Below are 25545 nucleotides of genomic sequence, written 5' to 3'. Positions count from 1 at the left end.
CCCTCCTTACTTATGCAAAAATTACTACCCCGCTTCCTGCTGCTGGCGTTGGCCAGTGGCCTCGCCCTTACTGCCCAGGCCCAGAACGAGCCCATTAAGTTCGGCAAGCTCGATCCGCAGGACATGGACGAGAAAAACTTTGCGGCCGACAGCGCCGCCGAGGCTGTGGTGCTGTGCGACTACGGCGTGTCGCGCTTCAACGTAGCAAACGGCGACTTCAAAATTGTATTTGAGCGCGTCACGCGCATCAAGATTCTGAAGAAATCGGCCTACGACCGGGCCACGGTGGAGGTGCCGCTGTATCATCAAGGCACCAGCGAAGAGAAACTGAGCACCCTGCGCGGCTTCACTTACAACATGGTGAACGGGCAGCTAGTGAAAGAAAAGCTGGCCAGCGAAAATACCTTCCGGGAGGAGAAATCGGCCAACGTGACGGTGCGCAAGTTTACACTACCCAACGTGCGCGTAGGTTCTGTGATTGAGTACGCCTACACCGTCAATTCTGACTTTCTGTTCAACTTCCAGAATTGGCAGTTCCAGGAAAGCATACCTGTGCGCTGGAGCGAGTACCGGGCCAGCATCCCGGAGTATTTCGACTACAAAATGCTGATGCAGGGCTACGAGCCGCTGGCCATTAGTGAGCATCCTACCGGCCAGACGCAGTATACGATTAGCACCGGTGGCTCTTTTGACGACTATGGCAACCGCCGCAGCGCCAGCAGCCAAACGGTATCGGCCAGCGTGACCAACCACCGCTGGGTGATGAAAGATGTGCCGGCCTTCCGCAACGAGCCGTACATGACCACCTCGCGCGACTTTATAGCCCGCATCGACTTTGAGCTGGCGGGTACCAAGTGGCCCAACCAGGGATACCATAACATGGCCAATTCCTGGAACAAAATTAATGAAGAGCTGCTGACGGAGGAGAGTTTTGGAAACCAAGCAAAGCACGCCAGCTTTTTGAAAGAGGAGATTGCAGCGCTCAAAGCCAAGCACGCCGGCAACCCGGCGGCGCTGACGGCCGCCATACGCCACTTGGTACACCACTCGGTGAAGTACAACGACCAAGACCGCCTCTACGCTACCACTACTACCCGCCGGGCCTACGATCAGCATAACGGGAGTGCTGCCGACGTGAATCTGCTGCTAATAGGTGCCCTGCGCGACGCTGGCCTCACGGCTCATCCCGTTATCCTAAGCACCCGCGACCACGGCCGCGTAAACACGCTCTTTCCGCTGCTGTCGAACTTCAACTATGTGGTTGCCCACGTGGCCCTACCCGACAATAAGGAGATGCTGGTAGATGCCACCGAAGAAGCTATGCCCTGCGGCAACCTGCCTGGCCGCTGCCTGAATGGTGTGGGTCGCCTGCTCCTGCCCAATGCGGCGCAGTCGCGTTGGGTAGATCTTGCTCCCCTCACCCGGTTTATCGACTACCGCAAGGTGCAGCTGCAACTAGATGATAAGGGCGGCTACACCGGGCAGGTGCACCAAGAGTACGGCGGCTATCTGGGCGCCCACCACCGCTCGCGCCTAGTGAAGCTGGGCGAGAAAAAGTTTATGGAGGAATTGGCCAAGGGCCACGAGGGCTGGGACATTCCGAAATATGCGTTCAAGGAAAAAGAAACTTATACGGCCCCGCTTTCCCTGGACTACGAGCTGACCAGCGCCGGCAACGAGCAGGCTGCCGACATGCTATACATCAATCCCATGCGGCATTTCAGCGACAGCAAAAATCCATTTCTGCACGAAGACCGTCGTTTCCCGGTGGATTTTGGCGCACTAATGGACGAAACCAATCTGGTGACATTGGCCCTACCCGCCGGCTATGCGGTAGAGGAGATGCCCAAACCGCTGGTGGTAGACCTGCCCGACAACGGCGGCCGATTTATGTACTCCATCTCGCCCGGCGAGAACTCCTTGCAGATTATGACCCGCATGAACCTGCGCAAAACGGTGTACTCGGCCGAAGAGTATGCAGCGCTGCGGGACTTCTACTCGCGCCTGCTGGCCAAGCAGGCCGAGCAAATTGTGCTCAAGAAAAAATCGTAAGCCGATGCGCTACTTTCCCCTATCCTGCCGGGCTACTGTACTGAGCATCGGCCTGTTGCTAAGCAGCACTGCCTGGGCCGCGCCGGCGCCCAAATACCCGGTGAGCGACCTATCGGCCAGCCTACGCGAGAATGCCCACGGCGTGGTGCGCGCCTACGACGAAACGCTGGTGGTGAAGTCGGTGAGCCGCACAGTGAGTACGGTGCACCGCGCCATCACCATCCTAGACGGCGCCGGCGCCGACTGGGCCGAGCTGCTGGTGCCCTATGATCAGCTCAACAGCATCAACTACCTACGCGGGGCTGTGTACGATGCCGACGGCCGCCTAATTCGCTCCCTGCGTGCCTCCGACGTGAAGGACTACGGCCTGTCCGACGGCTTTAGCTTGGCCACCGACAACCGCGGCCGGCTGGCCAAATTGCAACAGTCGGCCTACCCTTATACGGTGGAGTTCGACTACGAAATCACTTCCGACAACTCGTTGTTCTATAGCACCTGGGATCCGCAGGACGAGCCCCAGTTGGCCGTAGAGCACGCCACTTTCCGGGTGCTGACGCCCACGGCCCTACCCCTACGTTACCAGGAGCGACACCTGCCCCAAGGCGTGCAGGCCGCACGCTCGCAGCAGGGCGGGCAGGAAGTGTATCAGTGGGAAGTGAAGGGGTTGGCCGCCATAGAGCGCGAGCCGGATGGTCCGCCCCTGCGTGAACTGACGCCGATAGTAGTGACAGCGCCTGCTGCCTTTGAGGTACAGGGTCATGCCGGAAGCGCTGCTTCCTGGCAGCAGCTGGGCCAGTGGAGCTACGAGCTGAACAAGGGCCGCGACGTATTGCCCGATGACCTGCGGGCGCGCGTGGCGGCGCTGGTGAAGGACGAGAAAGACGAGCGCGCCCGCATTCGAAAAGTGTACGAATTCTTGCAGGCCAATACCCGGTACATTTCGGTGCAGTTGGGGCTGGGTGGGTGGCAAACGTTTCCGGCCTCGGCGGTGAGCACCAACGGCTACGGCGACTGCAAAGCCCTATCGAACTACGGCATGGCGCTGTTGCAGGCGGCTGGCATTACGGGCTACTGTGCCCTGGTGCGCGCCGACGCGCCCGACATTCACACCGAGTTTCCCAGCACCCAGTTCAACCACGTGATACTGTGCGTGCCGCTGGCTGCCACCAAAACCGCCAAGGCCGATACGGTGTGGCTGGAATGCACCAGCCAAACGGCGCCGTTTGGCTACATGGGCAGCTTCACAGGCAACCGCCACGCGCTGCTGCTCACCCCGCAGGGTGGTAAGCTGGTGCGCACCCCTACCTACGGCGTGCGCGAAAACCGCCGCGAGCGGCTGGCCGATGTGTATCTGGATGCCCAGGGTAAAGCCACAGCCGCCGTACGCACGGCCTACACTGGCCTGGAGCAGGACCGCCTCAGCGCTATGCTTGATGGGCTGGACCCAGCTCAGCAGAAGAAATACATCACGGAAAGCCTGACCCTGAACAACTTCAGCATCACGAAATTCAACCTGACGGCCAACCGCCAGCAGGCCCTACCTATGGTAACGGAGAAGCTGGACCTTACGCTGCCTACTTTCGCGTCGGTGAGTGGCAAGCGCCTGTTTCTGGCGCCCAACCTACTCAGTCGCCTACCCGCCATGGCTGTGCCGGTGGGCGGCCGCCAGTCAGATGTGTGGCTGAGCCACGCCTACACCTACGCCGATACGGTACGCATTCATGTGCCGGCTGGGCTACAACCCGAAAACCTGCCGGCGCCAGTGCAGCTTACCACGGCTTTCGGCACGTACTCAGCCCAGCTGCGTACTCTGCCTGATGGTACGTTGCAGTATGTGCGTCAGCTGCAAATGCCCCGTACGCGCTTCGCCAAGGCAGACTACCCGGCTTATGTGGAGTTTCGCCGCAAAATCAGCGCGGCTGACAAGGCGCAGATTGTGCTGCTGAAGACGGACGTATAGTCTACTTGTTTATTTTTGAAAAGTCTGGCTGCCGCTGGCAGTCAGACTTTTTTTATACCCTGCACGACCAACGAGGCTGTCTGCTACGTAGCTCCTGCACTAGCGCAATGTTATTTATTACACATCATCTTCCCGCGCAGCCGAAAACGCTCTATCTTCTACCCGGATAGTCGTTGTTTAGGCGCCGTTGGTCGAGTAGATGACGTATGACGTTGAGGTGTTGCTATTTTCGTTTTCCCTGTTCTTCCTACCCTTCCTTCTTTTCTCTACCTGATGCAAACTTCTACCCTGCGACGCGGGCTGCTGAGCGGCCTGTTTTTACTGGCAGGCCTACTACCGGCCACGGCGCAACGCGTACTGTGGGCCGATGCCTCCCCGGCTGTAGTGCCCAAGCAACATGCGCTGGCCCTGAGCCGCTTCCGGGCCGTGACGGTGCAGCTGGGCACGGTGCGCAGCACCTTGCGCGCTGCTCCGGCCGAGCGCAGCGCGGCTGCCCGACAGTCGGGTACGGTGGTGTCGCTGCCCCTACCCGATGGCACCTCCCAGCGGTTTCGGGTGGCAGCCACGCAGGTGATGGCGCCGGCGCTGGCGGCGCGCTATCCTCGCATTCGGACCTATGTGGCCCAGGGTATAGACGACCCCACAGCCACGGCGCGCCTCGATGTGTCGCCGGCGGGTTTTCATGCCCAGATTCTGGCAGCTGGCCGCACGGTGTATATCGATCCGGCCGCGCCCGGCGACACGGTAAACCACCTAGTATTTGACCAGAGCAGCATGAGCCGCTCGGCGCTGGGCGCTGTGTGCTACACGCCCGATGGCCTGAGCCGCACGACTGCTACTGCTCTAAACCGCTCTGCTGCTCTCCAGCGACCCAACGGTAGCCAGCTACGCACCTACCGGCTGGCGGTGGCTTGCACTGGTGAGTACGCGGCTACCAAAGGCGGTACGAAGGAGGGCGCCCTGGCCGGCATTGTCACCTCCGTGAACCGCGTGGATGGGATTTACGAGCGTGAATTAGCCATTCGGATGGTGCTGATTGCTAACAACGACCGTCTGATTTTTCTCACCGACTCCACCGACCGATACACCAACAACGACGGTGAAACCATGCTGGGCCAGAACCAAGCTGTTCTGACGGATAGCATTGGCTCGGCCAACTACGATATTGGACACGTATTTAGCACCGGCGGCGGGGGCATTGCCTCCTTGGGCTCGGTGTGCGTGGCGGGCCGCAAGGCCATGGGCGTGACGGGTTCGCCAAATCCGGTGGGCGACGCCTTTGATGTGGATTTTGTGGCCCACGAGATGGGCCACCAGTTTGGTGCCGACCATACGTTTAATAGCCAAGCCGGCAACTGTGGGGGAGGCAACCGTTCTGCCTCCTCGGCCTACGAGCCGGGTAGTGGTGTCACGATTATGGCCTACGCGGGTATTTGCGGGAACGACAACCTACAGGCCAACAGCATTCCCTACTTCCACTCGCGCAGCTACGACCAGATTCTGAACCACGTAACCGGAGCTGGCAACTGCGCCGTTGTTACCGCTACCGGCAACCAGGCACCTACCGTAAATGCCGGCGCCAACTACCGCATTCCTATCAGTACGCCTTTCACGCTTACGGGCTCGGCCACCGACCCTGATGGTGATGCCCTGACCTACACGTGGGAGCAGTACAACCTCGGGCCAGTCGGTACGCCTACTGCGCCACAGGGCAATGCGCCCATTTTCCGATCGTTTGAGCCTACCCCGAGTGCCAGCCGCACGTTCCCGCGGGTGTCGGACCTGGTGAATAACACCACAACCATTGGGGAGGTGCTGCCAACCTATGCGCGGCGCCTGATCTTTCGGTTTGTGGCGCGCGACAACCGGAATGGCGGGGGCGGCGTGGAGTACGATTCCATGAACGTAGCTGTGATTGGTACCGCCGGCCCCTTTGTGGTGACTACGCCCAACACGGCTACCACCTGGCAGGCTGGAGTGCCCCAACAAGTAACCTGGGATGTAGCCAATACCACGCAGTCGCCTATCAACGCTGCCAACGTGGACATTCTCTTATCTACCGATGGAGGCCTCACGTTCCCAACCGTGCTGCTGGCCGCTACCCCCAACGACGGTTGCGAATCGGTGACGGTACCCGCTGCCACCAACACAGCGCTGGCGCGTATTAAAGTGCAGGCTACGGGCAACGTGTTCTTCGATATTTCCAACCAGAACTTCACTATTCGGCCGCTTACGGCGCCTACCTTTTACCTGAATACGGCCTGCATTGCAAGCAATCTGCTGACGGTGTGCCCCGGCTCCAGCGTGCCCGTGAGCCTGAGTATTGGGCAGGCGCAAGGCTTTGCGGGTACTGTAGTGCTGGGTGCTACCGGGCTACCCAGTGGCCTTAGTGTTAGCTATGCGCCCGCCAGCGTAGCAGCGGGTGGCACGGCAGTAGCCACCATTGCGGCGGCGGCTACTACCACGCCCGGCACCTACACACTTACCCTCACGGGCACTAGCGGTGGGGTAGTGCAGAATCAGGTGGTGCGCGTGGTGGTGCCGCCGCTGGCCACGCAAGCGGCCGTAGCCGTAGCGCCGGCCACCAATGCGGTGACAACCACGCGGCCGGTCTTTACGTGGCAGGCCGTGCCCAATGCCACTGCGTATGCTGTGCAAGTAGCCACCGACGCCGCTTTCAGCAATGTGGTGCTCACTCAGAATATAGCGTCGGGCACTACCACTAGCTTCACTCCTACCACTCCCCTAACGGCGGGCACCACCTACTATTGGCGCGTGCGCGGTGGCAACGTTTGTGGCGCGGCACCCTATTCGGCAGCCACGGCTTTCCGCACGGGGGTAGTCTCCTGCCAGCCTTATGCGGCCACGCAAGTGCCCGTCACGATTCCGGAAACGGCGAATGCCTCCGTTTCTTCGACGGTGGAAGTAAGCTCGACGGACGTGGTATCGGCTATTCGCATTACTAATCTGGCCATTACCCATCCCAACGTAGGCGAATTGACGGTAACGCTAACCAACCCGGCTGGCCGCTCGGCCGTGCTGCTGGCTACTCTGTGCGCAGGCACGGCCAACCTCAACTTGTCGCTGGATGAGCAGGCTACAGCAGCTCTTGCTTGTCCGCTGAACGCGGGCGGCACCTACCGCCCTGCTACCTCGCTGGCCGAGTTGCTGAACGCGCCCGCTAACGGCACGTGGACCTTGCGCATTACCGATACTGCTGCTGGCAATGGCGGCACGCTTACAGGCTGGGCATTGGAGTTGTGTACGGTGCCAGCCCCACCCGCTGCGCCTACCAGCCTACTCGCCTACCTCAGTGGCACCAGCGGCAGTACGGCTACCATTGGCCTACAGTGGCAGGACAACGCTAATAACGAAACCGGCTTCGAGCTGGAACGCTCTCTGACCACCAACGCCAATTTTCAGCGCATTGCCACCATTGCCGCCAACCAGACCACTTACTCCGATGCGGTTTCTGCCACTGGCCGCTACGTATACCGCATCCGGGCTATAAACGACATAGGCAATTCGTCCTACTCCAACGAGGCCGTTGCTAGCGTAACGCTTGCCAGCGCCACCGCGCCAGTCCTGAAAGGGTTAACAGTATATCCCAACCCCAGCAACGGCTTGTTCAAATTGGAGCTGAACAATGCGCATACCGGCGGGGTACAGGTGCAGGTATTCGACGCCTTGGGCCGCAATGTGCTGACGCGCACCTTTGCCAAAGCGGGCAATAACTTGCAACAAACCCTGGATTTACGCGCCCTTAGCGTAGGCATTTATCAACTACGCGTCATGCAGCCGCAAGGCACGTCGGTAGTGAAGTTGGTGAAGGAGTAAATGGTGAAGTGGTGAAATGGTGAAATGGTGAGTTTTATTGTTCTGTCATCCTGAGTGCAGCGAAGGACTTTCTCACGCTAGAGCGAGTCGTTGTTACGACTGTCATTCTGACGTGAGAAGGTCCTTCGCTGCACTTAGGATGACAGAACAGCAAAACTCACCATTTCACCACTTCACCATTTTACAAACTCAAAACCGATACCGCGCCTGGGCTTTCACTTCGGAGCGGCGGTTACCCTCGATTAAATCCAGGCCCGAGCCGATGGTCGTTTGGTTGCGGTAGTGCGTTTCGGCGTAGCGCAGCCAGAACGTGAGGTGACGGTTGCAGCGCACTTCGGCCAACGCGTACGTGCGTGTGCCCTGCCCGTAGAGGGCGGGCACCGAAAAAGCGTAGAGCACGTCCTGTTCAAACACGTACTGACGCGTATCATAATCGTCGGTATCAAACAGGGCGTAGCGGCCACTCAGGCGCAGGTAGCGGCCGAAGGTGTAAGACATGTCCTGAGCCAGCACGTAGCCCGTATGGCGCGGGCCCTCGCCCTCGCGATAACGAGTGCCCTGCACCCGCGTGCGCAGGCTGAGTACAGTGGTAGGATTGGCATCATAGAACAGCAGCAGGCTGTGGCGCAGCGTGGGTTCCGGCAGTGGCAGGGGGCGCGGGTCGTCGGCGTTGTACTCTTTGAGTCGGGTGCGCAGTTGGGCATAGAGCAGGCTGGTTTTGGTGGGCGTGTAGGCCAGGCGCAGCAGCCAGTCGTGGCCGTGCGAAGGTGCGCCTACCCGGTAGCGCAGCCACGGAAACCAGAATTGGTCGTAGTACGTCGAGATTTCCCAACCCGCTGCTGGCCGTACTTTCAGCCCTAGGTAGAGGCCACGCTCGTTGATGTTGCGACTGTTTTCGCTGAGCGCGTTGCCGTAGAAGGTATGGAAGTCGCGGGTGTAGGAGCGGTAGAGCACGGCGGCATCCACGTTGGGGGCCAGGCTGGCCAGCAGGCCATTCACTGTGCCTACCCCACCGCTGCTGCTACGAGCTGTTTCGCCAAATAGTAGCAAGTTGCGCAGCACGTAGCTGTAATGCATACCCACAGCCAGATTATTCTGTCCTCGGAATTCATACGCGTTATATAGCGCCGACCGGCGTTGCAATGCTCTATCGTAGTGCGTGCCTACGGCCGTGAGGCCCACCGCCAGGTGGTTGCTGCGGCTGGTATAGGTCACGTTGCCGCCCCCAATGGCCTCGCCGAGACTTTTACGATTAGCCAGCTCGGTAGCCGTACGGTGCAAGCCCGCCACCAATACCCCCGACGCATACTCCGTGAAATCAGCCAACGAATCCAGGCTTTGCTGGCGGTTGGCATCTACGTGTTTGTAGGAAGCAAATGCTGTGGCCCGCACCGTATTACTCACAGCTACAGTAGCCGCGGCGCCCCGAAAAAAGGCGCTTTCCAGCACCGAAGAGTAGGGCCGCACGCCCAGCGAGCTGCGCCGAATGGTGGTAATGGTTTCGCCACCCTTGCCTACCTGCAACCCCGACGACAGCAACAACCCCTGCCCAAATTGCAGCTGATAATCACCTAGCGCCAGGGTTTTCAGGCGGCCGCGCTCCTGCACTACCACGTGCGCCGACAGAAAATCGGCGCCGTAGCGGCGCTGGCCGGGCTGCCACGCCAGCGGCTCGCCGGCGTCCTTTTCGGCCGTGAAGCCCACGCTGAAATCTTTGGTATGGCTGACGCGGTAGCGCAGCAACAGCTTGTCGGGCGAGCCGAGATAGCGGCTGGTGAGGCGGCCGGTGCTGGTGGTATCGGGGGCAGTGTAGCCACGGCGTTGCTGCAACACCCGCTCGTAGCGCACAAACAAGGCGTTGTTGTCTTCGTGCAGCACGCGTTGCCAGAGCGGCCCGCGGGCGGCGTTGGGGCCGGCATCGGTCACCGTCACGAAAGGCCCCACGCGGTAGATGGTGCGCAGGTCAAAGCCGTCGATGCTTTGCAGCTCGTAGAGGCTGAGCAGCGGCCCTACCCGCTGGCGGTGCTCCAGCAGGTGCGTAATCTGCACTTCCGACAGCAGCAGCAGTCCGCGTAGCTCCTCACGCGTAGCCAGGTTCAGGTTGAGCGGCGTTTGGTAGTAGAGCAATAGCGTTTCGTACATATCCTCGTAGGGCACGTCGTCGCTCTGCTGATCGGCAAACAGCTCCTGCACCAGCCGGTCGAGGTCGGGGGTAGGGCGCGGAAACTGTTGGGCCTGGGTAGGCTGGGCAACACAGAATAGCCCCACCAGCACAAGCCCAAAGGCTACTCTCAGGTAGCTAGGCAGCTTTTTGCTCATGGCTGCCCAGGCTTGGCGAGCAACACATGCACGCTCAGATACTGACTGAGCCCAAGTGCCGTTTGCCAGGCGGCAGCGTAATCAATGCGCAGCTGGCCTGTGTGAAAGCCTACACCACCGGTGGTTTGCTCACTGAGCGCCGCAAAACCTGCCCGCACCTGTAATGCATCCAGCGCTTTATATTCCAGGCCCGCCCGAAAATCGGCATCGTGGTCCACGTCCTTTTCGGTTTCCACGGTCAGCAGCACCTTATCGGTGGGCTGGTAGCCCAGGCCGGCTCGTAGCACGGTGGGCACCCGCTCGTCTTGGTAGCGGGCTAGGCGGGCCTGATTGAGGTTGTAGATATAGGCGCCAAATACCAGCTTTTTGGGCACCACTTCGGCTTGCCCACCCAGCGATACGGCCAGCGCCCGGCGACTGCCCAGCCCTTCTATACTCACCTGCAACACATCGAGGCGGGCGCCCACACTCACCAGCCCGCTCCGGTAGCCATAGGCCGCACCCAAGCGCTGCTCGGCGTAGAGCTTGCCTCCGAAACGCTGGGCTTCAAAACCGACTACGCCATTTTTTGCGCGGCCTTCTACCACTTCGCCTAGAGGTAGGGCCACAGCTAGCGCGGCCGTGTTGAAATTGGGTAGCAAAAAACGGTTTTCGGCGTAGAATCCTACTTCTGGCTGTGTGAGTTGGCCCAGCCCGGCGGCGTTGTTGCCCACGGCCCACACGTCGTGGAGGGTGGTGCTGGTGTAGCCCAGCGCCGCGGCCCGCGCCCCTCGGATGCCCGGCCCATTGCCTTGTGCCAGCGCCTGCCATCCCAACAAAAACAGGCAAAAAAATAGCGGGTAGCGTTTCTCCATAGAAAGCTAATCAAGACACTAGAATAACTACAAAAACAATTCACTAATAGACCCTACAGCAAAGAATCTGCTTGGTTTTATTCAAATACCCCGCCAAACAAAGTACTCATATTACGTGGCGGGCACCAGCTGCCGATGTTTCGCGTTCTTTGCTACGATGAAGTCGTTGTTCCGCCGTTTGCTGCTAACGCTATTGTGGGTGTACCGCCACCTGCTGTCGCCCCTCAAGCCTCCTACCTGCCGCTACCAGCCCACGTGCTCGGCCTATGCCGTGCAGGCCATCGAGCGGCACGGTCCGTGGCGGGGCGGCTGGCTGGCCCTGCGCCGCATTGGGCGCTGCCACCCCTGGGGCGGCCATGGCTACGACCCTGTACCCTAACGCCACAATTATCGTATACCCTTGTGCACGCGCCTCTGCCTTTGGGTAGGGGCCTTTTCTTTTGCCCTCTTTATGCATACCATGCCTTTTCTTTTGACCACAGCCCTGCTGACTAGCACGTTGCTGAGTAGTTGTAACTCTACCCCCGCCGAACAGTCTACCACCGATTTCACCACCACGCAGGCTGATCAGGGGAAAAAAGGGAAGAAGGGCAAAAAAGGGAAGAAATCGAAGGGCGAGGCCGTGGAGCTAAACAAGGTAGGCGACCTGGAAGAAGTTCGCGAAAGCTCTGGCTTGGCTGTAGCCGATACGCCCGGCACGTTCTACACGTTCAGCGACGCCGGTAATCCACCGATTGTCTATAAAGTGTCCGAAACAGGCAAGCTGCTCGGCACGTTGCGCCTCAGTGCCACCAACTACGACTGGGAAAGCATTTCGCGCGATAACCAAGGATACTATTATCTGGCCGACGCGGGCAACAATAGTAACGACCGCGAAGACCTGGCCATCCTCCGTTTTCGCCCAAAAACGCCGAACCAAGTAGATAAGATCAACTTTTCCTACGCCGACCAAACCGAGTTTCCGCCCAAAAAAGGCGACCGTAATTTCGATGTGGAAGCTTCGCTGTGGCACCAGAATCAGCTCTACCTGTTCACGAAAGACCGCGCCAACAGCAGCACCAGCAAAGTATATACGCTGCCTGACCAGCCCGGCACGTACAAAGCAAAACTGCTTACCAAACTGAGCATTCCCGGCCAGGTGACGGACGCCAACCTGAGCCCCAACGGCCGCCGCCTGGTACTGATGGGTAGGGAGGAAATGTTTGTGCTGGAAGGCAGCTCTTTGGCCGATGCGCTAAAAGCCACCCCGCGCCAGATTTCGCTGAAGGGCGCCGGCCAGACAGAAGGCGTGGTCTTCACCGACGACAATACCATCTATATCAGCACCGAACAAGGTGATTTGTATAAGTATGAGTTTTAAGTAGGATTGTAAGCAAAAAGCCGTGTCATCCTGAGCTTGCGAAGGACCTTATGTCAGTTGAACGAGTCGTTGTTAAGACGGTCGTTCAACTGACATAAGGTCCTTCGCAAGCTCAGGATGACACGGCTTTTTTAGGTCAACTTCACCCTTACTTCGCCTGCGCCAGCTTAGGGTTTTGTTCTTCTTTACCCAAGTCGCGCGGGGCGTAGCCGTAGGGATTCTTGGGGTCTTTGCCGGCGCGCAGCAGCACCCAGAAGCCAATGGCTACCATCGGGATGCTCAGGATTTGACCCATATCCAGGGGTAGGCTATTTTCGAAATCAACCTGGCTTACTTTCAGGAACTCCACGAAAAAGCGGAACGTGAACAGCAGCACCACAAACAGCCCAAACAGCTGCCCGCGCGGGGTGCGCTCCTTGGTGCGGTTCCACATAAAGTACAGCAGCACAAACAGAAACACGCAGAACAGCGACTCATAAATCTGGGTAGGGTGGCGCGGCACGGCCATGCCATTCACGAAATGCTCCCGGTCGCGCAGGAAGATGAAGGCCCACGGCACGTCGGTTTCGCGGCCCACGATTTCGGAGTTCATCAGGTTTCCCAAGCGTATGAGCGCCCCACCCGAGGCCACCACAATCACGATGCGGTCGAGCGTCCAGAGTACGTCGAACTTGTTGTTGCGGCTGAACAGATACACCGCTAGGATAATCCCGATGGTAGCGCCGTGGCTGGCCAAGCCGCCGTGCCATATCTTGAACACCTCCAGCGGATCTTTCAGTATTTCAGGCTGATAGAATAGCACGTGCCCCAACCGGGCGCCTACGATGGTGCCAATCAGCATGTAGATGGTGATGACATCCACCCACATCGGCGACACTTTTTCTGACTTGTAAATGTGCGCCAGCACAAACGTGCCCACCACAAAGCCCGACATAAACAGCAGCCCGTACCACCGCAGCGCCAGCGGCCCCAGCGTGAACGAGCCTATATTCCAGGGGCCAAACTCAGCAATGAGGGGCGATACATCCCAGGTGATGGCAGCAAGAAAAGAAAGCATAGGGTAGGCAGAAGATGATAGAAATTCAAAGGTACTCACTTCCCGTTTGGTAGGCGGGTGGACACGATTTCTTGACAAAGGCGGCTAATAGCCGCTGAAACTGGCCTCAGGTGGGTTACTGCTATCCTGGTTGACTTCGCCTCCTGTATGTAGCGCCGCATCATCGCCGCTAAGCAGGAGCAGTATGGCCAGCAAAGCGGCGTAGGCGGGCCAGTGCCGCCAGGTCCGTACCGGTGGGTGCTGCACTCCTGCGGCATGCACTAGTTTAGCACGTACCCGACTGTAGAAATACGGCCGTGGCGGGGTGGCTACTTCAGCCCGCCATTGGTGCAGCAGCTTTTTCCATTCTTCGTCGGCGTTCGTGCGGTCAACAGAATCAGACATGGCGTAGGGTGGGTTGAAGATGATGGCGAAGCGTTTTGCGGGCCCGAAATAACAATGACTCCACGGCCGACACGGTGGTGTTGAGCACCGCGGCTATTTCCTCGTAACTCAGCTCTTGCTCGTGGCGCAAGGTGAAAGCCACTTGCTGCTGGTCGGGCAGTTGGGCAATGCGTGCCCGCAAAAGCGCTACCTGTTGTTGGCCTTCTAACTGGGCCTGGGGGTGTTCGTTATGGGCTGGTTCGTACAGCACACGGTTGTCGAAGCCAAGCAAGCTGGTTAGGTAGGCGAAGCGCTTGCGGGCGCGGGCGCGGCGCTGCTGCTTGAGCGCCCGCGAGGTAGCCAGCCGGTAGAGCCAGGTGGTCAGGGATGCTTCGCCCCGGAAACGGCCAATGGTTTGGTACACTTCCACGAAAACCTCCTGTGCTACGTCCTCCGCCTCCTCCGGCGAATGGAGCAGCGCCAGCACCGTGCGGTAGATGCGGTGTTGATACCGCTCCACCAACGTGCGAAACGCCGCTTCGCTACCCTGCTGCAATTGGGCTACCAACTCAGCCTCCGCGCAAGCCGCAGCTGGCTGCGCGCTAGAAGGTATCGGTTGAAGACAAGGCAGCGGAAAAGTGTACATCCGGGAGACAGAAAAGAGGAACAGCGCCCTACCTACTTTGGCCGTAGCCGCAGGTAGCAGGGTCACATCAGCTTAGGTCCCTTCATTGTAGAAAACTTGCCCGACTTCTTCAAATAGATTATAACTATCTGTGAAACAGATTTATAATTTTCTCAACAAACTAAGTGTGTAGCATCTACTGAAAAAAACAGCACTACTCACTAAACAGCTACAGCGCGTTCAGCTCTTCGGTATAGCCGCCGCTCAGGATAGGAAAGCGCAGCCAGGAGCGCGGGTCTACGTTGTAGTCGTCGAGGTGGAAGGCGGGGGCGTACCGCTCGCGCTTCCATTGGTTGCGGCTCCATAGCGAGTAAAAACGCTTCAGGTAGACCTTCAATTGTTCGCGGTCGGCGGAGGGGTCCTCTTCGAGTAAGGTTGCCAGCACCTGGGCTGGGCTCAGGCGGTTGTAGAATGCCAGGCGCTCGATGCGGTTGAGCAGCACGTAGGGCATCAGGTCGCGCTCGTCGGTTTGCTTTTCCTCCAATGGCCGCAACTCGGCGGTGGGTTGCAAAGCATTCACGTGGCGCAGGGCAGGGTAGTGCCGTTCCACCTCGGCCCAGCGCAGCCACTGCTTCACGAAAGCCTTATCGACGCCGGCAATGGGCGAAATACTGCCGGCGGTGTCGCCATCCATCGTGCAATAACCCACGGAGGCCTCGGAGCGGTTGGAGGTGGTGATGAGCAGGGCATTGAGCACGTTGGCTAGCAGCCAGATACCGGGGGCCCGCACCCGCGCCTGAATGTTTTGCAGGGCCAGGTCATCGGTTTTCCAGGTAAGGGGGCGGTCCAGTGCGCTGGCTATTTTGCTGACGTACCCAGATACCTCGTCGTCGATGTTCCAATTGTAGAACACGGCGCCCAGTTCTTCGGCCAGTTCTTGGGCCGAGTTCAGGGTATCATCGGAGGAGTTGACAGTGCCTTGATAGGCGCACGTGAGCAGGCGGCCAGTGATGCGGCGGTTGATCTGGCGCTGCTCGTCAGAGGTTACTTCGGTGCTGGCTTTGGGTAGGTTATCTGAGGGCGCTTCCTGCGGGGTGCCATCGGCGGCGGCGCGGTGCTCTTGCATGGTAGGTGCCTCCGTCTGGCCGGTGATGGCCACAATGTCTTCGGCCGTGAAGCATCCCGTACGGCGCATAAACTCGGCCGTGCCTAGCTCAGCCGTGCCCAGCCGCACCATTTCCGCCACCGATACCGCGCACATGCACGAGTCGGCCCCGCCCGATAAGCTCAGCACGAATCCGCGGGTGCGGGCTTTGCGCATGTAGTCGAACAAAGCCAGGCTCAGGGCCTGGTTCAGCTCCAGGTATTCGTCGGGGGTAGGGAGCGGCTGAATTTCGGCGGCCGGCTCCAGCGGCGTAGCAAAGTCCACGTCTACGCACTCCACGTCCACTTCTTTGAAGCTCAGCAGCTGATTACGCGTCAGTAAATGACCTTCGCGGGCCACCAGAATTTCGCCGTCATAGATGATGCGGCCGGCCTCGTTGCCGAGTAGGTTGGCGTAGAGGTATGTGCAATGAAAATTGCGTGAAGCATTGAGCACCAGCTTGTAGCGCAAGTCCGTCTTGCTCATGGCAAAATGGCTGGCCGACGGGTTCACAATCAGGTCTACCCTACCCTGCAACCGGGCAGCGGGGCGCACGTGGTCGGGGCGCCAGGCATCTTCGCAAATCTCGAAGCCGAAGCGCACGCCTTTGTGCTCAAAGGTAAGGTCGCCCATTGGCCACTCCTGGTCTTGCCAGCGCACCGTAGTGGTTTCGCCAGCCGGCCAGGGGTAGAAAAAGCGCGTTTCATAGTGCACGCCATCGTTGGCTAAAAACTGCTTGGCCGCAAATCCCAGAATCTCGCCATCGCGCAGCACGCAACTGGTATTATAGGTTCGGCCTTCCAACCGCACGGGCAGGCCCACGCACACCAAAATGCCCTGGGTCCAGGGACGGATTTGCTGCAAATAGTCCAGCGCTTCCTCACAAAGCCAGTCGCTCAGAAACAGGTCTTCGCAATTGTAGCCAGTTAGGCACAGCTCGGGCAAACACAGCAACTCTACCCCCGACGTGCGGGCCTGCTCAATGGCTGTGCGAATGGTGCGCAGATTGTGCTGCCACGCAAAAGGAATCTGGTTGAGCGCTGCGCCGGCGATACGCATGGTGGTGAAGTTGTGAAGGGTGAAATTGTGAATATGAATAACATTAGAACGTCATGCTGAGCTTGCCGAAGCATCTCGCGTGCTGATGAAAGATAGTATTTCTAACATCAGCACGCGAGATGCTTCGGCAAGCTCAGCATGACGTTCTATGAAGAAAAAAGTTACTTCTGTGTCAGCTTACTAGCGGCAGCTTCGTCCAAGAACCACGTTACGTTGCCGTTTTCGGGCTGGATTAGTTGGGCAGGGTATTGCTGCACGTCGCGCTTCTCTTCCAAAATCTGGCGCACGGCTTCGGCCTTGCCCTCACCGTACACCAAAAAGGCGGTGGCGCGGGCCTGGTTCAGCAGAGGCGCCGTCATGGTGATGCGGTTGGCCTGCACTTCTTCGATGTAGAGCGCCTGCACGCTCACCGTGTCGTTGGTGAGCACGGAGGTGTGCGGGAACAGCGAGGCCGTATGGGCGTTGTCGCCCAGGCCCAGCAGGTCCAGATCGAGGGGTAGGGAATCCTGGCTACCGAAGTACTGCTGCATGGTGCGCGTGTAGGCGGCGGCAGCCTCGGCGGGTGGCAGGTCGGTTTCGACGGCAAAAATATGCGCGGGCTGAATGTTGAGTGGGTCTAGCAGCGCCTTCTTAGCCATCAGGTAATTGCTCTGCGGGTCGGTGTGCGGCACGTACCGCTCATCGCCCCAAAAGAAATCTACCCGCTCCCACTCCAGTTGGTCGCGGTAGTCAGAAGCCAGCAGCTCAAACAGCTTTTTGGGCGACGAGCCGCCCGACAGCGCCACCGCAAACCGGCCCCGCGCCGCAATGGCTTGCCTACCCGTTTCCACGAAATAGTCGGCCAACGCCTTATTAGATTCCTCAACGGATGGAAATACGCGAATAGCCATTAGCACTCTTTTTTATCGTGAAGGGGTAGGGTAAACCAATGGAAACCGTCGCGGGCGATGAGCGCCTCGGCAATTTCCGGCCCCCACGAGTCGGCGGAATAGTTGGGGAAGTTCATGCTCTTTTTGCTTTCCCAAGCGCTCAGAATCGGCATAATCAGGTCCCAGGCAGCCTCTACCTGGTCGCCGCGCATAAACAGCGTTTGGTCGCCAATCATGGTGTCGAGCAGCAGGGTTTCGTAGGCCTCGGGCGTGTCGTTGGTGTAGGTGCCCTGGTAGTCGAACACCATGTCTACCCGGTTGAGCACCATATCCAGGCCGGGGCGCTTAGCCTGTACCTGCAACCGAATGCTCATCTCGGGCTGAATGCTGATAACCAACCGGTTCTGGTGCCACGCCTCCGACGACTCATTCGGAAAAATCAGGTGTGGCACGTCCTTAAACTGGATAGTGATGATAGACGCCGAGCGGTGCAGGCGCTTGCCCGTGCGTAGGTAAAACGGTACTCCCTGCCAGCGCCAGTTGTCCACAAAAAACTTGATGGCGGCAAAGGTTTCGGTGTTCGACTCGGGGTCCACCTTGTTTTCTTCACGGTATCCGGGCACTTCTTTGCCCTCTACCCAACCTTTGGCATACTGCCCGCGCACAGCGGCCGAACGCACTTCTTCCGGCCCAAAGCGGCGCATGGCGCGCAGCACGTCTACCTTACGATTGCGCACCTCATCGGCCTCGAAGCTCACGGGCGGCTCCATCGCCACCAAGCACAACAGCTGCAACAGGTGGTTCTGAATCATGTCGCGCAGGGCGCCCGAGCCGTCGTAGTAGTCGCCCCGGTCGCCCATACCCAGCTGCTCGGTCACGGAAATCTGCACGTGCTCGATGTAGTTGCGGTTCCAGAGCGGCTCCAGAATGGCGTTGGCAAAACGGAACGCCATGATATTCTGCACCGTCTCCTTGCCCAGGTAGTGGTCGATGCGGTAGATCTGGCGCTCCTGGAAAATGCCGGCCAGCAGGTCGTTCAGTTCCTTGGCCGTTTCCAGATCGTGCCCGAAAGGCTTCTCAATCACGATGCGCACGCGGTCGGGGTCCTCAGCCAGCTTGGCTTCGGAAAGGTTGCGGGCGATGATGGGGAAGAAGTTGGGCGATACGGCCAGGTAGTAAATCACCTGGGCTTTCACGTTCCAATCGGCCTCGTGCTCGGCTACTCGTTCGCCAAACTGCGTGTAGGTAGCCGCATCGTTCAGGTCCGATACCTGGTAGGTCATGTGCTGGGCAAACTCCTCCCACTTATCCGAATTCACCTTGCCCCGGCGCGAAAACTTATCGATGTCCTCCCGGACTTTATCACGGAAAGCCTCGTCTGTGAGCTTGGTGCGGCCCGTGCCAAGAATGGCAAACTGCGTGGGCAGCCAGCCATCCAAAAACAAATTATATAGAGCCGGAGCCAGCTTGCGGGCGTTCAAATCGCCCGTACCGCCGAAAATGACGAAAATGGTCGGCTGAATTTTCTCGTTGTTACTCATTTTTAGATTGTAACGCGTGATGGGTACGGACACAGACTATTTGTTGGGCGTAACGGGCGTTTCGTTTTCGGTGCCGGTTCCGCGGTGCGTGTCTTGCTTGTTCTCGGCTTCCTCGTGCGAAGCCGTCCACTGAGTATGAAATACGCCTTCTTTGCCGATCAGCTCATAGGTGTGCGCGCCGAAGTAGTCACGCTGGGCCTGAATGAGGTTGGAAGGCATCCGGCCAGTGCGCAGCGTGTCGAAATAGCTGAGTGACGCCGCCAGCGCGGGTACCCCAATACCAGCCGTAGCCGTGCGCGCCACCACGGCGCGTGCACCTGCCACGGCGTCTTGCACCTGCTGGCGCACGTCGCTATCAAGGAGCAGGTGCGCCAGATCAGGCTGCTGCTGGTAGGCGTTGTAAATCGTATTCAGGAACTCAGAGCGGATGATGCAGCCGCCGCGCCAGATTTTGGCAATGTCGGCCAGGTTCAGGTTAAACACATATTCTTCGGAAGCGCGCGCCAGCATGTGCATGCCCTGAGCGTAGGCGATGATCATGCTGAAGTACATGGCCTGCTCCAGCTCCGCCAGCTGCTCCTGCTCATCCTGGCTGGGGGTAGGGCGGGCGCCGTACGCCTTTTCCATCTCCTCGCGCAGCGCTTTGTACTTCGACAAATCGCGCATGGCCACGGCCTCATCAATCAGCGACAGAGGCACTTGCAAGTCCATCGCAATCTGCGAAGTCCACTTGCCGGTGCCCTTGGAGCGAGCTTCGTCTTTGATATCGTCCAGCAGCAGGTGGTCGGTGTCGGGGGCGATGTAGGCAAAAATGTCCTTGGTGATGTCTACCAGGAAGGACTGCAACCGGCCCTCGTTCCACTTGGCGTACACCTGCTGCATAGCCTCATTGCTCATGCCCAGACCGTTTTTCATCACGTCATACGTCTCGGCCAGCAGCTGCATAATGCCGTATTCGATGCCATTGTGTACCATCTTCACAAAGTGCCCGGAAGCGCCCGGCCCGATATAGGTCACGCACGGCTCGCCGCCTACCTTGGCTGCCACGGCTTCCAGCACGGGCTGCATCCGCTTGTAGGCTTCTGGGTCGCCACCGGGCATCATGCTGGGGCCGCGCCGCGCGCCTTCTTCCCCACCTGAGATGCCCATACCAAAGAAATGCAGGCCTTTCACTTCCAGCTCTGTAGCCCGGCGGGTGGTATCCAGGAAGTAGGAGTTACCACCATCAATCAGCATATCCCCTTTGTCGAGCAGGGGCGTAATTTCTGCAATTACGCTGTCCACAATCTTGCCCGCCGGCACCAGCATCATCACCACACGGGGCTTGGCCAAGCTCTGCACAAAGGCGCCCAGGTCCGAAAAGCCCTCCACGTTTTTCACCCCGTCTTCGTCGGCTTCCTTGTGCAGCAGCGGAATTTTGCTGGTGTCTTTGTCATACCCGGCCACCGAAAAATCGTGGTCGGCCATGTTCAGCAGCAGGTTGCGGCCCATAGTACCCAGGCCAATCATGCCGAAGGCGTAGTTTTTTGGTTGTGGTGCGCTCATTGGGAAAGAAAGTTTCTAGCGGTGTTAGGTGTGAGATGAAATGCGGAAGCAGATGCCGCGAAGGTAGCAATTGGCAGCAGACGGCCTACCCTTCTCTAACCGTTGGGGTAGGGCATGGTTTCAAACCAGCGCTGCCCGCGGTTGGGTAGGGTGTACGTAAACAATGGCGTAGATGATAACGAAAAAGCCGGTGCCCTACCCAATAATTGGGTAGGGCACCGGCTTTTAGCACCGCAAAAAAGTTGCTTTTTAAAGGCCCAAGGCTGTTAAGGCACGCTCGGCGGCTAGTTGCTCAGCCTGCTTTTTCGAAAGCCCCATACCGGTGGCCACCACTTCCTCATCAATGAGCAGCGTGGCCGAAAACTCCATCACGCCGCCGCCGCGCGGCTCACCGGCCAGCTCGTAGCGCACTACTTTGCCTTGCCGTTGCGCCCACTCAATGAGCTTGCTCTTGAAGTTGGACGTGGTTTCGGTCAATGACTTCACATCCACGAAAGGCTTAATCAGGCGGCTGAGCACGAACTTACGGGCCACTTTATACCCCTGGTCGAGGTAGACAGCGCCCACCAAGGCCTCTAGCGCGTTGCCGTTTACGGAGCGCGAGCGGGCGGCCCTACCCTGCGTGGCATCCAGCTGCACCAGCTTATCAAGGCCCAGCTTAAGGGCGAGTTGGTTAAGGCTTTCGCGGTTGACGATGCGGCTACGCATCTCCGTCAGGAAGCCTTCCTGCTCGTACGGAAACTTGCGAAACAGGTACTCGGCCACGATGGTGCCCAGCACGGCATCGCCCAGAAACTCCAGGCGCTCGTTGCTCTGGTGCCGGCCCTGCTCCGGCTGCTGCCGCACCACCGAAGAGTGCGTGAAGGCCAACCGGTACACACGCACGTTGTCGGGCGAAACGCCCGTCATGGTGGTAATGGCCTGCCGAAAAGCCCGGTCGTGCCCCAGCAACCGCCGAAAAAATCCAAACACAGGCAAGGGCTGACCGGGCCTCGGCATTAGTCGCGGAATTTGCGGAAGACCACCGACGTGTTGTGGCCGCCAAACCCAAACGTATTGCTCACAGCAATATTCACCTCGCGCTTCTGCGCTTCATTGAAGGTGAAATTTAGCCGGGCGTCCAGTTCCGGGTCGTCCGTGAAGTGATTGATAGTAGGCGGAATGATGCCGTGCTGAATGGCCAGAATGCTGGCTACGGCCTCAATACCACCCGCGCCGCCCAGCAAGTGGCCGGTCATGCTCTTGGTAGAAGAGATATTGAGGTTGTAGGCGGCATCGCCAAACACCTTCTGGATGGCCGTAATCTCGGCGCCGTCGCCCAGCGGCGTGCTGGTGCCGTGGGTGTTGATGTAGTCCACATCTTCCGGCTTGATGCCCGCATCACGCAGGGCGTTCTGCATTACCAGCACCACGCCTTCGCCCGTGGGATCGGGCGCCGTGATGTGGTAGGCATCCGAAGACAGGCCACCGCCAATGATTTCGGCGTAGATTTTGGCACCACGGGCCTTGGCGTGCTCGTAGTCTTCCACTACCAACGCACCACCGCCTTCGCCTAATACAAAACCGTCGCGGTCTTTGTCGTAGGGGCGCGAGGCGGTAGCAGGGTCGTCGTTCCGCTCGCTCATGGCTTTCAGGGCGTTGAATCCCCCTACCCCGGCTTCGGTAATAGCGGCTTCGGAGCCGCCGGTTACCACCACATCGGCCATTCCCAAACGGATGTAGTTGTAGGCCGATACAATGGAGTCGGAAGAAGACGCGCAGGCCGACGTGGTAACGAAGTTGGGGCCGCGGAAACCGTTCTTAATCGAGATGTTGCCCGACGAGGAGTCGGCAATCATCTTCGGAATGAAGAACGGATTGTAGCGCGGCGTACCGTCGCCCTTGGCAAAGTTGAAGCTCTCCTGCTGGAAGGTGGTGAGGCCCCCAATGCCAGAGCCCCAAATCACGCCTACCCGGTCTTTGTTAACGCCACTCTCGTGCAGGCCGGCATCTTTGATGGCTTCATCGCTGGCAATGACGCCAAACTGCGTGAACAAGTCCATCTTCCGACCTTCCTTGCGGTCGAAGTAGTCGTCGGGACTATAGTTTTTGACTTCGCAGGCGAAGCGCGTTTTGAACTTGCTGGCGTCGAAGCGGGTGATGGGACCCGCGCCGCTTACGCCCTGCGCCAGGCCCTCCCAGTAGGCGGGGGCCGTGCTGCCAAGCGGGGTGATGGCCCCAATGCCGGTCACAACAACTCTCCGAAGAGACATAGGCTAGAGAAGAAACGAAAGAATAGGAAAGGGTGGGAAAAGCAAAACGGCCGGCGGCAAGCCGGCCGATGAGCTGTAAGCCGTAAAAAAAGAGCGTCGAAGACTACTTAGCGTGCTCCTCGAGGTAGCTGATAGCCTGCCCTACGGTAGCAATGTTCTCCGCCTGGTCGTCGGGGATAGACACGTTAAACTCTTTTTCAAATTCCATGATCAACTCAACGGTATCGAGCGAGTCGGCGCCCAGATCGTTGGTGAAGCTAGCCTCTGGCGTTACTTCCGAAGCTTCTACACCTAGCTTATCGATGATAATGGCTTTTACTTTTTCTGCGATTTCAGACATTTCCGTGGGGGTTTGAGGAAAACTAGGCACAAATAACACCATCTTCGCTAACATTGTCAAACAAACCCGGTCTAATCTTACAGGTACAACATTATGGCCGGGCTGGTTCCGCCGCGTTTAGCGCCTCCCTTGTTTTGCCTGTTTTCCCTTGATACTCAGCCGATGAAAACCCTGACTCTCGACTTTGAATACGACTGCGACTTCGAGTTATTCGGGCTGGTTTCCTCTACCCGCGAGCACCGCCTAGCCTGGTTGCTAAACGCCGACCTGCGCCTGCGCCTGATAAAACAGCAGGATATCATCTATGATTTGCTCAGCCGCGGCCGATTGGTAATCAGCAACTATCTGCACACCACGCACACGTGCACCCTGCGCCTGCTGCGCAACCGCTCGGTGGCGCCCTCCACCCTCAAGAAGCCCTACCTCGCCCCCGACGTGCGCCAGTACGACTACCTGCTGCAAATCAGCAACGGCACGGGCACGCTGGCGCCGGAGCAGGTGCTGGCGCGCCTCACTGCTTTAGACGACGTTCAACATGTGTGTCAACTGGATCCTAACCAATTGGAATTCAAGGAAAACCTATTTTTCTAACAGACCCCTACCCCGTTGACCTGAGGCAGAAGCCTTAGGTTCCGCTACCTTTGTGGCACTGTGCTTCGCACGCTACCCTGTTTTTTCGTACCACCAGACATACCATTCTTTTCTTCTCTTGCATGGAACCACGCCCTTATTTCAATAAGACCAAGATTGTAGCCACCGTTGGTCCGGCTTCTGACACGTACGAGCGCCTGGGGGCCCTGATTCGCGAGGGCGTCAACGTATTTCGCCTGAATTTCTCGCACGGCGAGCACGAAACGCACCTGAATGTTATCAATACCGTGCGTCGCCTCAACAAAGACCTGCGCACCAATACGGGGCTGCTACAGGACTTGCAGGGACCAAAAATCCGTTTGGGAGAAGTAGAAGGCGGCAGCGTAGAAATCAAGGCTGGCGACAAGATTAAACTGGTGTGTGGCGAAAAGGAAATCAGCACGGCCGAGCGCCTGAGTACGATCTACCTGGGCCTGGCCCGCGACGTGAAGCCCGGCGATGCGATTCTGATTGACGACGGCAAGATTGAGCTGCGCGTGCTGGCCACCGACCGCGAGAAAGAGGTAGACGTGGAAGTTGTCTACGGCGGCACCGTGAAGCCCCGCAAAGGCATCAACCTACCCGACTCCGACGTATCGGCCCCTTCCATGACGGAGAAGGACATTGCCGATCTGAAGTTTGGCCTGGAAAACGACGTGGACTGGGTGGCGCTGTCGTTTGCGCGTCGCGCCGAAGACATTCGTTTTATTAAGTCGCTGATTGCCGAAGCCGGCAAGCAAACCCGCGTCATAGCCAAAATCGAGACGCCCGAGGGCCTGCGCAACGTCGACGAAATCATTGCCCTCACGGATGCCGTGATGGTAGCCCGCGGCGACCTGGGCGTGGAAATTGCCGGCGGCGAAGTGCCCTTGGCGCAGAAGATGATTATCCAGAAGTGCAATAAGGCCGGCAAACCCGTGATTGTGGCTACCCAGATGATGGAGAGCATGATTACGGCCCCTCGCCCTACCCGCGCTGAAACCAACGACGTGGCCAACGCCGTGCTCGACGGTACCGACGCCGTGATGCTCTCCGCCGAAACCGCCGTAGGTGCCTACCCCATTGAGGTTATCCGGCAGATGGTAGCTATCATTCGGAGCGTGGAAAGCAAGTCGGAAACCATCTTCAACCACTGGGTGCCCATCGACTCCTCTGCGCCTGGCTTTATGGTAGATAGCCTCTTGTCGGCGGCGGGTCACTTGGCCAAAAACACGGGCGCCAAGGCCATTACCGGCATGACGCATCGCGGCTACACGGCTTTCCAACTATCAAAATATCGCCCCAAAGCGGACATTTTCATCTTCACCGACAATCGCGACCTGCTTACGGTTCTGAGCCTCGTGTGGGGCGTGCGCGCGTTCTACTACGACCGCATGAACAGCACCGACAGCACCATCGATGACCTCAAGAACATTCTCACCACCACCGGCCACCTGCAAAAAGGCGACGTGTTCATCAACACCGCCTCTATGCCGATTACGGAGAAAGGCAAGACCAACATGGTAAAAGTGAGCGTAGCGTAGTCATAATCACGGATTCGCTCGGATTAAAGCGGATTTCACGGATTTTGTGGACGATTACAAACAAAAGCGGCTGCCCAATTTGGGCAGCCGCTTTTGTTCTGCTGACAATTAAGGCAACTATGTAGAGTTGAGAGGTAATAAGGATAAGGATAGATCGTCCACAAAATCCGTGAAATCCGCTTTAATCCGAGCGAATCCGTGATTCGAAATTCGTG

Annotated in this window: 19 protein-coding genes; 7 read left to right on the top strand and 12 right to left on the bottom strand. The window is 58.5% G+C overall.

The window, feature by feature from the left end:
- Positions 1 to 12 precede the first annotated feature (12 nt).
- From H8B15_RS11810 to H8B15_RS11800, 3 genes are all read left to right on the top strand, one after another.
- Positions 13 to 2052 carry a DUF3857 domain-containing protein gene (locus H8B15_RS11810; RefSeq protein ID WP_187319895.1) on the top strand — a complete coding sequence of 680 codons (2040 nt, stop codon included), beginning with the start codon at positions 13 to 15 and terminating at the stop codon, positions 2050 to 2052.
- Positions 2053 to 2056: 4 nt separating this feature from the next.
- Positions 2057 to 4012 (top strand): DUF3857 domain-containing protein, encoded by a 1956-nt coding sequence (locus H8B15_RS11805; protein ID WP_187319894.1) that lies wholly within the window; start codon positions 2057 to 2059, stop codon positions 4010 to 4012.
- 273 nt (positions 4013 to 4285) lie between these two features.
- Positions 4286 to 7849, top strand: coding sequence for a reprolysin-like metallopeptidase (locus H8B15_RS11800; protein ID WP_187319893.1), 3564 nt, complete (start codon positions 4286 to 4288; stop codon positions 7847 to 7849).
- A 189-nt stretch (positions 7850 to 8038) separates the two neighbouring features.
- Here the strand turns inward: H8B15_RS11800 and H8B15_RS11795 are convergent, their stop codons facing one another.
- Positions 8039 to 10168: a ComEA family DNA-binding protein gene (locus tag H8B15_RS11795; protein ID WP_187319892.1), complete on the bottom strand. Its 2130-nt coding sequence runs from the start codon at positions 10166 to 10168 to the stop codon at positions 8039 to 8041.
- Complete coding sequence (locus H8B15_RS11790; RefSeq protein WP_187319891.1) at positions 10165 to 11022, bottom strand: PorV/PorQ family protein; 858 nt, start codon at positions 11020 to 11022, stop codon at positions 10165 to 10167. The genes H8B15_RS11795 and H8B15_RS11790 overlap by 4 nt, the downstream gene beginning before the upstream one ends.
- Before the next feature lie 157 nt (positions 11023 to 11179).
- On the opposite strand from H8B15_RS11790, the gene yidD reads away from it, so the two are divergent.
- Positions 11180 to 11401, top strand: coding sequence for a membrane protein insertion efficiency factor YidD (gene yidD, locus H8B15_RS11785; RefSeq protein ID WP_187319890.1), 222 nt, complete (start codon positions 11180 to 11182; stop codon positions 11399 to 11401).
- A gap of 81 nt (positions 11402 to 11482) precedes the next feature.
- Positions 11483 to 12382 carry an SdiA-regulated/phytase-like domain-containing protein gene (locus tag H8B15_RS11780; RefSeq protein ID WP_187319889.1) on the top strand — a complete coding sequence of 300 codons (900 nt, stop codon included), beginning with the start codon at positions 11483 to 11485 and terminating at the stop codon, positions 12380 to 12382.
- A 148-nt stretch (positions 12383 to 12530) separates the two neighbouring features.
- Here the strand turns inward: H8B15_RS11780 and lgt are convergent, their stop codons facing one another.
- From lgt to H8B15_RS11730, 10 genes are all read right to left on the bottom strand, one after another.
- On the bottom strand, positions 12531 to 13439 hold the full coding sequence (lgt, locus tag H8B15_RS11775; RefSeq protein WP_187319888.1) for a prolipoprotein diacylglyceryl transferase: 909 nt from the start codon (positions 13437 to 13439) through the stop codon (positions 12531 to 12533).
- A gap of 84 nt (positions 13440 to 13523) precedes the next feature.
- Positions 13524 to 13823, bottom strand: a complete 300-nt coding sequence (locus H8B15_RS11770; protein WP_187319887.1) for a hypothetical protein — start codon at positions 13821 to 13823, stop codon at positions 13524 to 13526.
- Entirely contained in the window at positions 13816 to 14514 is a 699-nt protein-coding gene (locus tag H8B15_RS11765) for an RNA polymerase sigma factor (protein ID WP_343069153.1), read from the bottom strand. Before H8B15_RS11765 ends, H8B15_RS11770 begins: the two co-directional genes overlap by 8 nt.
- A 142-nt stretch (positions 14515 to 14656) precedes the next feature.
- Positions 14657 to 16630, bottom strand: a complete 1974-nt coding sequence (gene nadE, locus H8B15_RS11760) for an NAD(+) synthase (RefSeq protein ID WP_187319886.1) — start codon at positions 16628 to 16630, stop codon at positions 14657 to 14659.
- A 161-nt stretch (positions 16631 to 16791) separates the two neighbouring features.
- Complete coding sequence (gene pgl, locus H8B15_RS11755) at positions 16792 to 17520, bottom strand: 6-phosphogluconolactonase (RefSeq protein ID WP_187319885.1); 729 nt, start codon at positions 17518 to 17520, stop codon at positions 16792 to 16794.
- Positions 17520 to 19040: a glucose-6-phosphate dehydrogenase gene (gene zwf, locus H8B15_RS11750; RefSeq protein WP_187319997.1), complete on the bottom strand. Its 1521-nt coding sequence runs from the start codon at positions 19038 to 19040 to the stop codon at positions 17520 to 17522. The genes pgl and zwf overlap by 1 nt, the downstream gene beginning before the upstream one ends.
- Positions 19041 to 19076: 36 nt before the next feature.
- Positions 19077 to 20585 (bottom strand): NADP-dependent phosphogluconate dehydrogenase, encoded by a 1509-nt coding sequence (gene gndA, locus H8B15_RS11745; RefSeq protein ID WP_187319884.1) that lies wholly within the window; start codon positions 20583 to 20585, stop codon positions 19077 to 19079.
- 249 nt (positions 20586 to 20834) lie between these two features.
- Positions 20835 to 21557, bottom strand: coding sequence for a ribonuclease III (rnc, locus tag H8B15_RS11740; protein WP_343069152.1), 723 nt, complete (start codon positions 21555 to 21557; stop codon positions 20835 to 20837).
- 26 nt (positions 21558 to 21583) lie between these two features.
- On the bottom strand, positions 21584 to 22837 hold the full coding sequence (fabF, locus tag H8B15_RS11735; protein ID WP_187319882.1) for a beta-ketoacyl-ACP synthase II: 1254 nt from the start codon (positions 22835 to 22837) through the stop codon (positions 21584 to 21586).
- Between the two features lie 103 nt (positions 22838 to 22940).
- Positions 22941 to 23177 (bottom strand): acyl carrier protein, encoded by a 237-nt coding sequence (locus H8B15_RS11730; RefSeq protein WP_073109216.1) that lies wholly within the window; start codon positions 23175 to 23177, stop codon positions 22941 to 22943.
- A 162-nt stretch (positions 23178 to 23339) separates the two neighbouring features.
- Here H8B15_RS11730 and H8B15_RS11725 point away from each other — a divergent pair, with 162 nt between their 5' ends.
- Together H8B15_RS11725 and pyk are read left to right on the top strand one after the other, a co-directional pair.
- Positions 23340 to 23768, top strand: coding sequence for an IPExxxVDY family protein (locus H8B15_RS11725; RefSeq protein WP_187319881.1), 429 nt, complete (start codon positions 23340 to 23342; stop codon positions 23766 to 23768).
- A gap of 122 nt (positions 23769 to 23890) precedes the next feature.
- On the top strand, positions 23891 to 25330 hold the full coding sequence (pyk, locus tag H8B15_RS11720; RefSeq protein WP_187319880.1) for a pyruvate kinase: 1440 nt from the start codon (positions 23891 to 23893) through the stop codon (positions 25328 to 25330).
- Positions 25331 to 25545 lie beyond the last annotated feature (215 nt).

It is taken from the genome of Hymenobacter citatus (assembly GCF_014333615.1).
Lineage (GTDB): Bacteria > Bacteroidota > Bacteroidia > Cytophagales > Hymenobacteraceae > Hymenobacter > Hymenobacter citatus.
The sequence above is the reverse complement of the archived record's forward strand: the minus strand, read 5'-3'. Positions and strand labels throughout refer to the sequence as shown.

What these genes read in the sequence shown, in the direction of transcription:
- H8B15_RS11810 (WP_187319895.1), top strand. Translation starts at nt 13, where the DNA reads ATGCAAAAATTACTACCCCGCTTCCTGCTGCTGGCGTTGGCCAGTGGC.
- H8B15_RS11805 (WP_187319894.1), top strand. Translation starts at nt 2,057, where the DNA reads ATGCGCTACTTTCCCCTATCCTGCCGGGCTACTGTACTGAGCATCGGC.
- H8B15_RS11800 (WP_187319893.1), top strand. Translation starts at nt 4,286, where the DNA reads ATGCAAACTTCTACCCTGCGACGCGGGCTGCTGAGCGGCCTGTTTTTA.
- H8B15_RS11795 (WP_187319892.1), bottom strand. Translation starts at nt 10,168, where the DNA reads ATGAGCAAAAAGCTGCCTAGCTACCTGAGAGTAGCCTTTGGGCTTGTG.
- H8B15_RS11790 (WP_187319891.1), bottom strand. Translation starts at nt 11,022, where the DNA reads ATGGAGAAACGCTACCCGCTATTTTTTTGCCTGTTTTTGTTGGGATGG.
- yidD (WP_187319890.1), top strand. Translation starts at nt 11,180, where the DNA reads ATGAAGTCGTTGTTCCGCCGTTTGCTGCTAACGCTATTGTGGGTGTAC.
- H8B15_RS11780 (WP_187319889.1), top strand. Translation starts at nt 11,483, where the DNA reads ATGCCTTTTCTTTTGACCACAGCCCTGCTGACTAGCACGTTGCTGAGT.
- lgt (WP_187319888.1), bottom strand. Translation starts at nt 13,439, where the DNA reads ATGCTTTCTTTTCTTGCTGCCATCACCTGGGATGTATCGCCCCTCATT.
- H8B15_RS11770 (WP_187319887.1), bottom strand. Translation starts at nt 13,823, where the DNA reads ATGTCTGATTCTGTTGACCGCACGAACGCCGACGAAGAATGGAAAAAG.
- nadE (WP_187319886.1), bottom strand. Translation starts at nt 16,630, where the DNA reads ATGCGTATCGCCGGCGCAGCGCTCAACCAGATTCCTTTTGCGTGGCAG.
- pgl (WP_187319885.1), bottom strand. Translation starts at nt 17,520, where the DNA reads ATGGCTATTCGCGTATTTCCATCCGTTGAGGAATCTAATAAGGCGTTG.
- zwf (WP_187319997.1), bottom strand. Translation starts at nt 19,040, where the DNA reads ATGAGTAACAACGAGAAAATTCAGCCGACCATTTTCGTCATTTTCGGC.
- gndA (WP_187319884.1), bottom strand. Translation starts at nt 20,585, where the DNA reads ATGAGCGCACCACAACCAAAAAACTACGCCTTCGGCATGATTGGCCTG.
- fabF (WP_187319882.1), bottom strand. Translation starts at nt 22,837, where the DNA reads ATGTCTCTTCGGAGAGTTGTTGTGACCGGCATTGGGGCCATCACCCCG.
- H8B15_RS11730 (WP_073109216.1), bottom strand. Translation starts at nt 23,177, where the DNA reads ATGTCTGAAATCGCAGAAAAAGTAAAAGCCATTATCATCGATAAGCTA.
- H8B15_RS11725 (WP_187319881.1), top strand. Translation starts at nt 23,340, where the DNA reads ATGAAAACCCTGACTCTCGACTTTGAATACGACTGCGACTTCGAGTTA.
- pyk (WP_187319880.1), top strand. Translation starts at nt 23,891, where the DNA reads ATGGAACCACGCCCTTATTTCAATAAGACCAAGATTGTAGCCACCGTT.